Source organism: Vibrio sp. Vb1166, from assembly GCF_033338695.1.
Taxonomy (GTDB): Bacteria; Pseudomonadota; Gammaproteobacteria; order Enterobacterales; family Vibrionaceae; genus Vibrio; species Vibrio alginolyticus.
This window is the reverse complement of the sequence record NZ_JAWOTE010000010.1, coordinates 14,421-27,959: the sequence shown is the minus strand read 5'-3', so window position 1 is coordinate 27,959 and position 13,539 is coordinate 14,421. Positions and strand designations below refer to the sequence as shown.

Genomic DNA, 13,539 nt, shown 5'->3' with positions numbered 1-13,539 from the left:
GCAAACAAGAAAGCGGGAGAATCACTCCCCCGCTTTGCTTTAATTACTTAGCGCGTGCTTCTAGCATTTCTACTGCTGGAAGAACTTTACCTTCTACGAACTCAAGGAAAGCGCCGCCGCCAGTAGAGATGTAAGATACATCCGCTTTGATACCGAACTTGTCGATAGCCGCTAGCGTGTCACCACCACCAGCAACAGAGAAGCCTTCAGAAGCTGCGATAGCTTCAGAGATACCTTTAGTACCTGCTTCGAAGTTCTTGAATTCGAATACGCCTACTGGACCATTCCATAGGATAGTCTTAGCGTTTTTAAGGATTTCAGCTAGTTCAGCTGTTGAATCTGGACCAAGGTCGAAGATCATGTCGTCGTCTTGTACTTCAGAAACGTGCTTAATTTCAGCTTCTGCGTTCTCGTCGAATGCTTTCGCACATGCAACGTCAGTTGCTACTGGAATTGCACACTCGTCCATTAGCTTCTTAGCTGTTTCAACTAGGTCTGCTTCGTATAGAGACTTACCAACGTTGTGGCCAGCAGCTGCGATGAATGTGTTAGCAATACCACCACCAACAACGAGTTGGTCAGCGATTTTAGATAGAGACTCAAGAACCGTTAGCTTAGTAGAAACTTTTGAACCACCTACGATAGCAACCATTGGACGAGCTGGCTTGTCCATTGCTTTGCCTAGCGCTTCTAGTTCGTTCGCTAGTAGAGGACCAGCACATGCTACGTCTGCGTGCATACCAACGCCGTGAGTAGATGCTTGAGCACGGTGAGCCGTACCGAATGCGTCCATTACGAATACGTCACATAGTGCTGCGTATTTCTTAGATAGCTCTTCGTCGTTTTTCTTTTCGCCTTTGTTGAAGCGAACGTTTTCAAGAACAACAAGTTCACCCGCATTTAGCTCTAGGCCATCTAGGTAGTCTTTTGCTAGCTTCACTTCGCAATCTAGTGCGTCGTTTAGGTAGTTAACAACTGGTTGTAGAGAGAACTCTTCAGCGTATTCACCTTCAGTTGGGCGACCTAGGTGAGACGTAACCATTACTTTAGCGCCTGCTTCTAGGCAGTGCTTAATAGTTGGAAGAGATGCGATGATACGTGCATCCGAAGTTACTTTACCGTCTTTTACTGGCACGTTTAGGTCAGCACGGATAAATACACGTTTACCTGCAAGATCCAGGTCAGTCATCTTGATTACAGACATGATGTGTCCTCTCAAATATTTAATAATTAAAGTTTTTGAAAACTCGGCAACCCTGCCAAGCCTGTTAATTCTTCAAACTGGTTATAGATATGGAGATATTATGGATTTATTTCAAGGCTAGAAATAAAAATTCTCCATCACTTCTTCGTCATTACTGTTCCACTTGCGAAGAAGCTTGCATTGCTAAGGCAGTATCCAGCATCCGGTTAGCAAAGCCCCATTCGTTGTCGCACCAAACGAGCATTTTTACGAGTTGCCCGTTACTCACTCTAGTCTGGCTTCCATCCACAATCGCACTATGGGGGTCGTGGTTAAAGTCGATGGAAACGAGTGGCGATTCAGTATAGTCAACAATGTTACGTAATGTACACTGAGATGCGTTAACAATGGTTTGATTTACGTCATTAACTTTCACATTTGTACTAATTGTGACACTTAAATCCATTGCAGTGACGTTAACCGTTGGAACACGAACAGAAATTGCTTCGAATTTGTTGGAAAATTTCGGGAAGATCCTTTCAATCCCCTTATGCAACTTAGTGTCCACCGGAATAATAGATTGGCTTGCAGCACGGGTACGGCGTAAGTCGTTATGATACGCATCAATTACTTGTTGATCGTTCATGGACGAATGAATTGTGGTAATGGTGCCAGACTCTATGCCGAAGGCTTCGTCTAGTACTTTAATGATGGGAACGATACAGTTGGTGGTGCAAGAGCCATTGGAGACAACACGGTGCTCGTCTTTCAGAGTTTCGTGGTTCACGCCATAGATAATCGTATTATCTAGGTCGTTTGCGCCCGGGTGCGAAAACAGTACTTTCTTCGCGCCAGCTTCTATATGCGCTTGCCCATCCGCTTGCGAACCAAATACGCCAGTGCAATCCAAGACGATATCAACTTCTAAATCACGCCAAGGAAGTAATTCGATTTCGGAGAGATGGAGAATGCGAATGGAATCATATTCACCGCTGTCATGATGAACATGCAAATGTTCTTGGTCATGGGAAATTTTTTTACCAAAGCGACCATGACTGGTGTCATATTGCAGTAGGTGTGCCATCGCCTCTGGCTGTGCTAGTTCGTTTACCGCCACAACCTTGATCTGCTGGTGTTTTCCGCTTTCATACACCGCTCGCAGAACATTACGACCTATACGTCCAAATCCATTGATCGCAACCTTTAGCATTTATCCTTCGCCCTACCAAAAATTTCGTGTCACAGATACTACCTGATCAGGCTGACAAACGCACCTGTTGAATCAAAGTAAAGCAGGATTAAAAAAAGGTCGAGACTATGCTCGACCTTATTACAACGATAGATAATTAAAATGCGACGTCTAAACCTAACCAGTAGCGACGACCATCTTCAATATATCCGTATTCTTCGTAACTGATTTCCTCGTCCAGCAAGTTATAGATAGCGCCTTTAATACGAGTATTGTCGGTTAACTGGTATGTCACACCGGCGTCCACAAAGGTATAAGCTGGTTCTACAATACTGTTTCTTGATGGGCCAGTAACCGGATCCATTTCTTTACCTCGGTACGTGACTTTCGCCCAGCTCTCTAGATCTGTTGTCGTTTGCCAAGTCACATCCACATTAAACAGATGCTTTGGTAACTGCTGCAGCGGCATGCCTTTGTATTCACCTGTTTTTTGCTCTGAGTCGGTAAATGTGTAGCTCGAGCTAAGGTAAATGGTTTCCGTTAACGGCGATGCTAAGGTCGCTTCAATACCTTGTGTGACGGCTTCATCCACGTTAATACGGTACGTTGGATCTGCGCCCCATTGGTTTGGACCATCAGTACAGATAGTGTCTGGACAAACAACACGTGTGATCTTGTCTTTGAATTCGTTATGGAACGCTGTCAAAGAGACATCTAAGCCAGAATCACCTTGATACAAGACGCTGATTTCTTTGTTTAGCGACGTTTCAGGGTCAAGATCTGGGTTACCGTAGATATTACCGCCACCACTGACTTGCGCCCAGCCAGGAGTAATTTCACGTAATTGTGGAGAACGGAAACCTGTTGCCACACCGCCTTTCACCGTCCAAGACGGATCAACTCGCCATACACCGTAAACACGCGGACTAAAATGCGCGCCATAGTTTTCGTCATGATCTAGACGGCCGCCAAGCGTAACGCTAAACGGATCAGCGATTTTCCATTCATCTTCAATGAAAATAGCCCACTGCGTATTCGATGTTTCAGTCTTCGATGACGCTTTGTTGGAGGTGAAATCCTCAAGCTCTGCATGAGTGGCGTCCACACCCGTCGTCAACGTATGGTTTCCGATACCAGTCACCAAGCTCGATTTGAACGTGGTGTTGGTGATCGTCATCTCACGAGATTTGTTCTCGCTCTCTTCTCGCTGTAAGTAAGTATCTGAAATGCCAATCGAATCCCAATCACCGTTGTGGCTTACCGTTACGTAATTACGACGATATTCATTCAGTGAGTCTTCACACCCACCACGACACCCAGTGGTCGGCACTGAAAGGCCCACATTACCACGACGACTTTGTGCCGACGTGCCACCTTCTAATTGCACCGAGTGGCGATCATTAATCTGGTAAGTCAGTTTTGAAGAGATACTCTGCATATCTTTATCTTCATAACCGTATTCGATGTCATCTTCTTCTCTGGTTGTGTACTGACCATATACTTGGAGAGATAAATTTTCAGCCAACGGACCATTAACGAAAAAGTTCGCGCTCTGCTCTCCACCTGAACGGCTATTCTCTTGTAGTACCGTGCCCAGTTGAACATTACCCGTCCACTCTAACGCATCTTTTCGTGTGATGACGTTAATCACACCACCAATCGCATCAGAACCGTAAAGCGTCGACATTGGGCCGCGAATAACTTCGATTCGCTCAATCGCTTGAAGAGGAGGTAACCAACCTTGTTCGATACCGGGGCCGTCGCTATTTGGACGAGTTTCACGCGTGCTTTGACGTTTACCATCGACCAGTATCAAAGTGTATTTAGAACCCATACCACGGATACTAATGTCGGTAGTATCACCACCACCTGTCACGACAACACCTGGCACACTTTTTAGTGCATCAGTCACATCGCGGTAATAACGGGAGTCCAACTCCTCACGTGAAATAACACTAATACTTGCAGGCGCGTCCGCTTGAGATTGCTCGTAGCTTGATGCAGTTACAACCACTGTTTCCATTTTAGAAACTGCATCATTGGCAAAAACATGAGGGACACTGACGAAGGCTAAAATACCAGTTGCGGTAATAACTGGCAGTCTAAGAGTAGACATCTACATCTCCATAATTGATAATGATTATTATTTTCGAAAGTGAATTATTCACAAATAGAATGAGATGCATAGTGAGAGTTATGGAACGGTTCTTTCCATTTATGGAACTCGTACATAACGCAGTAAGGAGTAAAAGAAATATGCACGACTTAGCATCAATTAGAGCCTTTGATGCGCTCAATCAGCATAAAAGTTTGACAGCCGCTGCTAAAGCCCTTAATCAGCCAAAATCAACGCTAAGTCGTCGCTTGGCACAATTAGAAGAAGACTTCGGTCAGGCTCTAACCGCCAGACAAGGTAATCGATTAGTTCTGACAAGAGCTGGAGAAATCTTTGCCCACTACAGCCGCCAGATTCTTGAGTTAAGCGAAGAGAGTTATGATGCACTGCAAGGTTTAACGAACCAAGTTTCAGGGCCACTGCATATTGTTTGTCACACTGCCTTAGTTAGAAGCTGGCTCGGTGGCGTACTCAATCGTTTTCTTGCTGATAATCCCGATGTTAGAGTTCAACTTACCAGTGACTTTTCTGAGGCGCATCATGACCCAGATTTGTTCATCTGGCTCGGTGAACGTAAAGAGCTAGACTGGCGAAAAGAAGTGCTGGGGGTATTTCGCTATACGCCTTTTGCCTCTCCAAATTATCTAAAACAACATGGGCCTATACCGCACCCCAAAGAACTTGAAGCACATCCATGGATCGATTTTGGTTCAGTGCAAGAAAATGGATTGATGCTAGCACACCCTCAACACGGTGAGTTCTTTTTAGAGCCCTTTGTTAGTCGCTTATACAGCGACAACATAGCAATGCAAATAGACAGTATCGCGAATGGTCATGGTATTGGACTGCTGCCGACTTGGACAGCATGCGGCTATGAGAAACATCACCCAGGGCGAATCACACCTTGCTTAGAAGGTTGGCTTTCTGAGCCTATTTCCATTAACTGCTATACACCAGCAGGACGACCACCACTGCGCTTATCCGTACTTTTAGACTGCATTCACCAAAGCATTCCACAAGGTTGGAAAACCTGACAAAAATAAAAAGGCCATCATAATGATGGCCTTTCTAACTTTAGCGTTTAACAATCGTCGTTTACGTTCGACTGTTTAGACGGTCCTGCAATTACGCTAGCAATTCTTTTGCTGTGTTCACTACGTTTTCAGTCGTGAAGCCAAACATCTCGAATAGCTGACCAGCAGGTGCAGATTCACCGAATGTTGTCATACCGATGATGCGACCGTCGAAGCCTACGTACTTGTACCAGAAATCCGCAATGCCCGCTTCAATAGCGATACGTGCCGTTACGTCTGATGGCAGTACAGATTCACGGTAAGCAGCGTCTTGTTTGTCGAATGCGTCTGTTGATGGCATTGAAACAACGCGTACTTTCTTGCCTTCTGAAGCTAGTTGCTCAGCGGCTTTCACTGCAAGCTCAACCTCAGAACCTGTTGCGATAAGGATTAGCTCAGGCTTACCTTCGCTATCTTTCAGGATGTAAGCACCTTTCGCGATGTCTGCGACTTGTTCAGCAGTACGCTCTTGTTGCGCTAGGTTTTGACGAGAGAAGATAAGTGCAGTTGGTGCATCTTTACGTTCAATCGCTAGTTTCCATGCAACTGCAGACTCAACTTGGTCACATGGGCGCCATGTGCTCATGTTTGGAGTTACACGTAGAGACGCCATTTGCTCAACAGGTTGGTGAGTTGGGCCATCTTCGCCAAGACCGATCGAATCATGCGTGTAAACTTGGATGTTCTGAATTTTCATCAGCGCAGCCATACGCATTGCGTTACGAGCGTATTCCATGAACATTAGGAATGTTGCGCCGTAAGGAACGAAACCACCGTGCAATGCGATACCGTTGATGATAGCAGTCATACCGAATTCGCGTACACCGTAGTGGATGTAGTTGCCAGAGAAGTCCTCCGTTTCTAGAGACTTAGAACCAGACCACATGGTCAGGTTAGAAGGCGCTAGGTCAGCAGAACCACCCATAAACTCAGGAAGCATTTGACCAAACGCTTCTAGTGCATTTTGCGATGCTTTACGTGATGCAATGTTCGCTGGGTTTGCTTGAAGATCGGCAATGATTTGGTTCGCTTTTTCTTCCCATTGTGCAGGAAGTTCGCCGTTTAGACGACGTTTAAGCTCTGCCGCTTCAGCAGGGTAAGCTGCAGCGTATGCTTCGAATGTTTCATTCCAAGCTGCTTCTTTCGCGGCGCCCGCTTCTTTTGCATCCCACTCAGCGTAAACATCTGCCGGGATCTCAAATGGGCCGTACTCCCAACCTAGGTATTCGCGAGCCGCTTGGATTTCATCGTGACCTAGTGGTGCACCGTGACAGTCGTGCGAACCAGACTTGTTAGGAGAACCGAAACCGATAATTGTTTTGGTACAGATAAGCGTAGGACGTGGGTCCGCTTTTGCTGCTTCAATTGCTGCGTTGATCGCGTCTGAGTCGTGACCATCGACTGCTGGGATTACATGCCAGCCGTACGCTTCAAAACGCTTAGGTGTATCGTCAGAGAACCAGCCTTCAACATGACCGTCGATAGAAATGCCGTTGTCATCCCAGAACGCGATCAGTTTGCCTAGACCTAACGTCCCAGCAAGAGAGCATGCTTCATGCGAGATGCCTTCCATTAGACAGCCGTCACCCATGAACACATACGTAAAGTGGTCAACGATATCGTGACCTTCTTTGTTGAACTGTGCCGCTAGTGCTTTCTCTGCGATCGCCATACCAACAGCGTTAGTGATGCCTTGACCTAGAGGACCCGTTGTTGTCTCGATACCAGGCGCGTAGCCGTACTCTGGGTGACCTGGGGTTTTTGAGTGCAATTGACGGAAGTTTTTCAGATCGTCAATAGATAGCTCGTAACCGCTTAAGTGCAGTAGAGAGTAAATAAGCATTGACCCATGACCGTTTGACAGCACAAAGCGATCGCGGTCGGCCCACTCTGGGTTTGAAGGGTTATGGTTTAGGTGAGAGCGCCAAAGAACTTCAGCGATATCAGCCATACCCATTGGTGCGCCTGGGTGGCCTGAGTTAGCTTGTTGAACACCATCCATGCTTAGAGCACGAATTGCATTGGCAAGATGTTTACGAGACGACATGTCTGCTCCTGAGTACATTAAGCGAAACGAAAAGTAGGTCATAATTCTCTCAAAGCCCTGTTGGGTGTGCAAACGTTTTCCAATCCAAAACCTCACAAATATTGCACCTTTCGCGCCAAATCGTTCGAAGTTCTTAAAATTATCAATAAATCAGGCAAACGTTTGGTTATAACAAAAACCAAAAAAGAGCTTGTAATTCGAGCAATCAAATTTAGAATAGACGTCTAGATGTAGACACACCTACAAAAATTAGTATTAATTTGCGCTGGAGAGTTTATCATTCCCCAGTTTTAAACCAGATATAGTGGAGCTAACATGGCTAAGCACCTGTTTACTTCTGAGTCAGTATCAGAAGGTCATCCAGATAAAATTGCAGACCAGATTTCTGATGCGGTTCTTGACGCGATTCTAGAGCAAGATCCAAAGGCTCGTGTTGCATGTGAGACTTACGTTAAAACCGGTATGGTAATGGTGGGTGGTGAAATCACGACTTCAGCATGGGTAGACATCGAAGAGTTAACTCGTGAAACCGTTCGTGAAATCGGCTACGTACATTCAGATATGGGCTTTGACGCAGATTCTTGTGCGGTACTAAACACAATCGGTAAACAGTCGCCAGATATCAACCAAGGTGTTGATAAAGCTGACCCTAAAGAACAAGGTGCAGGCGACCAAGGCATCATGTTTGGTTACGCTTGTAACGAAACTGAAGTACTAATGCCAGCGCCAATTACTTACTCTCACCGTCTTGTTCAAAAGCAAGCAGAAGTTCGTAAAAACGGCACACTACCTTGGTTGCGTCCTGATGCAAAATCTCAGGTAACATTCCAATACGATCAAGGTAACATCGTTGGTATCGACGCGGTTGTTCTTTCAACTCAACACTGTGACTCAATCTCAACTTCAGACCTGCGTGAAGCGGTAATGGAAGAGATCATTAAGCCAGTGCTACCTTCTGAGTGGATCAACAAAGAAACAAACTTCTTCATTAACCCAACCGGTCGCTTCGTAATCGGTGGTCCTATGGGTGACTGTGGCCTAACTGGTCGTAAGATCATCGTAGATACCTACGGCGGCGCAGCTCGTCACGGTGGCGGTGCGTTTTCTGGTAAAGATCCATCAAAAGTTGACCGTAGTGCAGCATACGCAGCACGCTACGTAGCGAAAAACATCGTAGCGGCAGGCATGGCTGACCGTTGTGAGATCCAACTTTCTTACGCAATCGGTGTTGCTGATCCAACGTCTATCATGGTGGAAACGTTCGGTACTGAGAAAGTATCTCACGACATCATCATTGAAGCGGTTCGTCAATTCTTCGACCTACGTCCATACGGTCTACAAGAAATGCTTAACCTTCTTCAACCTATCTACAAGAAGACAGCGGCTTACGGTCACTTCGGTCGTGAAGAATTCCCGTGGGAAGCGACAGACAAAGCTGCACTTCTACGCGATTTCGCTGGCATCAAATAATCAAGCCAAGCAAGAATCAATCAAGCCCTCGCCTATGGCGGGGGCTTTTTATTTTCAGCAACTTTTATCCAGCCATTTCGGCTCATACCGCCCTGCCCCACAAAGCAGTCCTGTTTCTCCCTCATTTTTATACCGAATAAATTTTAAGCAATTATTTGTAAATTATCCCATCTCCGCCAATAGTTAAAATATTGTTAACTCCAATTTAAATAGAGACGTCGGATGCTGGCGACTGTGGAAGCAACACTTAAGTAAAGACATGAGTCAGGCATCTTTATGGCCGATACCAAACTAAGCCAATGCTCAGATGTAAACTTGAAAAAGTCGCTTCAAGTTTGACTGAACAAAAACCGCTGTCAGTTGGTATAAGCGGATAATGTGGGAATAAATCAAGGAGGAGTTATGCCTCGAACTGTTAATCCATCGGACTTCCACAACAAACGAAAGGAAGTGCCAGACAACGAATACGCCAGAACCATACCGTGCAATACGGTCAATCTTTCTGCACCTTTTCATTGGCTCGCATTAGGTCTGCATGATTTCGTGCGAATGCCGCTTATTAGTGCTTTCTATGGCATCTGTTTTATGGCTGCTGCGATAGGCATTGTTTTGCTCGTACAGTGGCAAGGCACACACTTAGTCGTCATGCCCAGTTTGATTGTTTACATGTTAATCGGTCCGTTTCTCGCGCTGGGCTTGTATGATGCCAGTTGGGAGAGAGAGCGCGGACACAAAGCAAGCTTGTTCCATTCAATGAAAGCGATCGGTCGTAACTCAACATCTCAATGGGCGTTCGCCGTGTTACTCGCAGTGTGTATGATATTTTGGATGCGCATTGCCGCTCTACTTCATGCACTCTACCCTTCTGTTCAAGGGGCACCTTTAAGTGAGTTCCTACCCTTCCTTGTCATCGGCTCTTTAGTTGGCTTTGTTTTGGCTTGTGTGGTGTTTAGCATTTCAGCCTTTTCTATTCCTCTCATGATGGAGCGTCGTGTAGACATGATGACCGCTGTATTTACCAGCTTTAATGCAGTGAAATCCAACATTCCAGCAATGATTGTTTGGGCAGCGATCATCTGTGGCGGTATTCTTATCGGCTTTGCGACCTACGGGATCGGAATGTTGTTTACCATGCCAATTCTAGGCTACGGTACATGGCACGCTTACCATGCCACCATCAAGAAAAAACACACACCATAATTAACTGATGCTATGATCTGGCCCTCGCAATGCGGGGGCTTTTTTATTTGATTTATCGAGGTGAATTGTGGATATAGAACTCAGCTATAAAGCCAAGCAAGTGATGGCGGGATGTATCGCGATGGCGGAACAAGCTTTCAAACGTTCTTTCCCGATTCCAACAATCACCTTCGACGTCCGTGGGAAAGCGGCAGGAAAAGCCTACCTTCAATTAAATCAAGTACGCCTAAACCCTGTTTTATTTCGCGAAAACACCCAAGCATTCTTAGATGAAGTCATTCCTCATGAAGTAGCACACCTGATTACTTATCAGGTTTACGGGCGAGTTAGGCCTCACGGTAAAGAATGGAAAGGCGTCATGGAAGCCGTATTTAACGTACCAGCCAAAACCACTCACAGCTTTGAAGTAAAATCCGTTCAAGGTAAAACCTTTGAGTATCGTTGTGGTTGTATGACCTACCCTCTATCGATTCACCGTCATAATAAAGTGCTGCGCAAAGAGGCGACGTACTCTTGTCAAAAATGCCGCCAACCACTTAACTTCACCGGCATTCAATTATCGTAGCCCTTACCTCATAGTGTTAATTGCGTTCCCAAAATAAAGATCGAGTTGATCAAAACCTTCCCTTCGCCAACTATTGTTAACTTACTCATCACTAAAGCTATTTTATGCGTGTTATCATGAATAAAGTCATACTTTATAAAGACTTTTATCATGAAATACTTATTCTCTCTGTTGCTTATCGCGCTTTCTAGCACTGCGATTGCCGCGCCACCGAGCTCATTCTCTGCAGCCAAACGTGAGGCGGTCAAAATTTATCAAGACCACCCAACAAGCTTTTACTGTGGCTGTAACATTCAATGGCAAGGCAAGAAAGGCTTACCCGATTTAGCCTCTTGCGGTTACCAAGTCCGTAAACAAGAAAAACGGGCTGCACGAATCGAATGGGAGCACGTTGTTCCTGCGTGGCAATTTGGCCACCAGCGTCAATGCTGGCAAGATGGCGGACGTAAAAACTGTAAGAAAAAAGACAAAACTTTTCGTTTGATGGAAGCAGACTTGCACAACCTAACTCCTGCTATTGGTGAAGTAAACGGTGACCGTTCGAACTACAACTTCAGCCAATGGAACGGTATGGATGGCGTGAGTTATGGTCGCTGTGAAATGCAAGTGAACTTTAAGCAGCGTAAAGTCATGCCACCAGACCGTGCGCGTGGTTCAATTGCTCGTACCTATCTATACATGAGCAAAGAGTACGGTTTCAAACTGTCGAAGCAGCAAACGCAATTAATGAGTGCTTGGAACAAAACCTATCCTGCCGATAAATGGGAATGTGAGCGTGACGAGCGCATTGCAAAAGTACAGGGCAATCACAACCCATTTGTTCAAGAAGCCTGCCGCGCACTGTAACCTCCGACCTCGAAGCGTTTCAATTACTGATATTGAAACGCTTCTTGCCCCTTGTTTTTTCGGTGCAAAGCATCCATGTTAGGGTTTAAGTTTATTCTCTTGCTGGAAATCTCATGCGTACCCCTCGAATTTATCATCCAGAAACTATTCATCAACTTGGCTCACTTGCTTTAAGTGACGACGCAGCAGGCCATATCGGTCGTGTTTTGCGCATGAAAGAAGGCCAAGACGTTCTCCTTTTTGACGGCAGTGGCGCAGAGTTCCCAGCGGTTATCAGTGAAGTCAGCAAGAAATCAGTTTTGGTTAACATCACCGAGCGCGTAGAAAACAGTATTGAATCCCCTTTAGATCTGCACCTTGGTCAAGTCATTTCACGTGGCGATAAGATGGAGTTCACCATCCAAAAGTCTGTTGAACTTGGCGTCAATACCATCACTCCTCTGATTTCTGAACGTTGTGGCGTCAAGCTTGACCAAAAGCGTTTTGAGAAAAAACTCGCGCAATGGCAGAAAATCGCCATCAGTGCCTGTGAGCAATGTGGGCGTAATGTCGTGCCCGAAATTCGTCCAATTATGAGCTTGGAAGAGTGGTGTAAAGAAGAGTACGATGGTTTAAAGCTTAACCTTCACCCTCGTGCTAAATACTCAATCAACACTTTGCCAACCCCGGTTGAAAAAGTGCGCCTACTGATCGGTCCTGAAGGCGGTTTATCGTCTGAAGAAATCGAGATGACTCGAGAATACCAATTTGAAGAAACGCTACTCGGCCCTCGCGTTCTGCGTACCGAAACAGCGGCTCTGACAGCAATTACAGCCTTACAAGTTCGTTTCGGCGATCTTGGTTAAACGGAGAAAAATAATGATCAAACTCGGTATCGTAATGGACCCAATCTCGTCCATTAACATCAAAAAAGACTCTAGCTTTGCCATGATGCTTGAAGCGCAACGACGCGGCTATGAAATCCACTACATGGAAATGAATGATCTGCATCTCGATCAAGGCGTTGCCATTGCAGATACTAAAGTGGTAGAACTAAAAGAAGATCCAAACGGTTGGTACGAGTTCAAATCAGAGCAAACTATCGAACTGTCTGAGCTAGACGCGGTGCTAATGCGTAAAGATCCTCCGTTTGATACTGAATACATCTACGCGACTTACATCCTTGAGCGTGCAGAAGAACAGGGTGCACTGATCGTTAACAAGCCTCAAAGCTTACGTGATTGTAACGAAAAGCTGTTTACAGCATGGTTCCCAGAGCTGACACCTACAACGATCGTGACGCGAAAAGCAGAAAAAATTAAAGAATTTCGTGAAAAACATGGTGATGTCATCCTGAAACCGCTTGATGGTATGGGTGGCGCGTCCATCTTCCGTGTAAAAGAAAACGATCCAAACGTCTCTGTAATCATCGAGACATTGACTAACCACGGTCAAAACTACGCAATGGCACAAACCTTCGTGCCAGACATCAGCAACGGTGACAAACGTATCCTAGTGGTAGATGGCGAACCTATGCCTTACTGTCTAGCACGCATTCCTGCTAAAGGCGAAACGCGCGGCAACCTAGCCGCTGGTGGTACTGGTGAAGCTCGTCCGCTAAGCGAAACCGACCTCAAAATTGCGCAAACCGTTGCTCCGACACTGAAAGAAAAAGGCCTTATCTTTGTTGGCCTTGACGTAATTGGCGACAAGCTAACAGAAATCAACGTCACCAGCCCAACCTGTATTCGCGAAATTGAAGCAGCTTTTGATATCTCAATCACAGGCAAGCTGATGGATGCGATTGAGCGTCGAGTAAAAGGCGAATAACTCAAACTGTATTACAGTTAATAGAGAGCGTAGTACATTAA

11 protein-coding genes are annotated in these 13,539 nt (G+C 45.7%); 7 read left to right on the top strand and 4 right to left on the bottom strand.

What is annotated here, in order from left to right; genetic code table 11:
• Positions 1 to 43: 43 nt before the first annotated feature.
• The 3 genes from R7E51_RS12070 to R7E51_RS12060 all read right to left on the bottom strand — a co-directional run bounded on the left by R7E51_RS12070 (position 44) and on the right by R7E51_RS12060 (position 4,488).
• Positions 44 to 1,204 carry a phosphoglycerate kinase gene (locus R7E51_RS12070; protein ID WP_005384547.1) on the bottom strand — a complete coding sequence of 387 codons (1,161 nt, stop codon included), beginning with the start codon at positions 1,202 to 1,204 and terminating at the stop codon, positions 44 to 46.
• Positions 1,205 to 1,355: 151 nt separating this feature from the next.
• Positions 1,356 to 2,393 carry an erythrose-4-phosphate dehydrogenase gene (gene epd, locus R7E51_RS12065; RefSeq protein WP_005384545.1) on the bottom strand — a complete coding sequence of 346 codons (1,038 nt, stop codon included), beginning with the start codon at positions 2,391 to 2,393 and terminating at the stop codon, positions 1,356 to 1,358.
• 136 nt (positions 2,394 to 2,529) lie between these two features.
• Entirely contained in the window at positions 2,530 to 4,488 is a 1,959-nt protein-coding gene (locus R7E51_RS12060; RefSeq protein WP_021034033.1) for a ligand-gated channel protein, read from the bottom strand.
• Positions 4,489 to 4,628: 140 nt separating this feature from the next.
• Between R7E51_RS12060 and R7E51_RS12055 the strand changes: the two genes are divergently transcribed.
• A complete protein-coding gene (locus R7E51_RS12055) occupies positions 4,629 to 5,522 on the top strand; it encodes a LysR family transcriptional regulator (protein WP_017633561.1) in 894 nt (297 codons plus the stop codon).
• 91 nt (positions 5,523 to 5,613) lie between these two features.
• Here the strand turns inward: R7E51_RS12055 and tkt are convergent, their stop codons facing one another.
• The gene (gene tkt, locus R7E51_RS12050) at positions 5,614 to 7,608 is read right to left on the bottom strand and encodes a transketolase (RefSeq protein ID WP_206958363.1); all 1,995 of its coding nucleotides are present in this window, start codon (positions 7,606 to 7,608) and stop codon (positions 5,614 to 5,616) included.
• A gap of 315 nt (positions 7,609 to 7,923) precedes the next feature.
• On the opposite strand from tkt, the gene metK reads away from it, so the two are divergent.
• The 6 genes from metK to gshB all read left to right on the top strand — a co-directional run bounded on the left by metK (position 7,924) and on the right by gshB (position 13,498).
• On the top strand, positions 7,924 to 9,078 hold the full coding sequence (gene metK, locus R7E51_RS12045; protein WP_005381027.1) for a methionine adenosyltransferase: 1,155 nt from the start codon (positions 7,924 to 7,926) through the stop codon (positions 9,076 to 9,078).
• Positions 9,079 to 9,480: 402 nt separating this feature from the next.
• The gene (locus R7E51_RS12040; protein ID WP_005381026.1) at positions 9,481 to 10,278 is read left to right on the top strand and encodes a DUF2189 domain-containing protein; all 798 of its coding nucleotides are present in this window, start codon (positions 9,481 to 9,483) and stop codon (positions 10,276 to 10,278) included.
• Between the two features lie 67 nt (positions 10,279 to 10,345).
• The gene (locus R7E51_RS12035) at positions 10,346 to 10,843 is read left to right on the top strand and encodes a SprT family zinc-dependent metalloprotease (RefSeq protein WP_054577166.1); all 498 of its coding nucleotides are present in this window, start codon (positions 10,346 to 10,348) and stop codon (positions 10,841 to 10,843) included.
• Between the two features lie 150 nt (positions 10,844 to 10,993).
• Positions 10,994 to 11,689, top strand: a complete 696-nt coding sequence (gene endA / locus R7E51_RS12030) for a deoxyribonuclease I (protein ID WP_170897433.1) — start codon at positions 10,994 to 10,996, stop codon at positions 11,687 to 11,689.
• A gap of 113 nt (positions 11,690 to 11,802) precedes the next feature.
• Entirely contained in the window at positions 11,803 to 12,534 is a 732-nt protein-coding gene (gene rsmE / locus R7E51_RS12025; RefSeq protein WP_025768830.1) for a 16S rRNA (uracil(1498)-N(3))-methyltransferase, read from the top strand.
• A gap of 13 nt (positions 12,535 to 12,547) precedes the next feature.
• Positions 12,548 to 13,498, top strand: a complete 951-nt coding sequence (gshB, locus tag R7E51_RS12020) for a glutathione synthase (protein WP_005381021.1) — start codon at positions 12,548 to 12,550, stop codon at positions 13,496 to 13,498.
• The last annotated feature ends 41 nt before the right edge of the window (positions 13,499 to 13,539 follow it).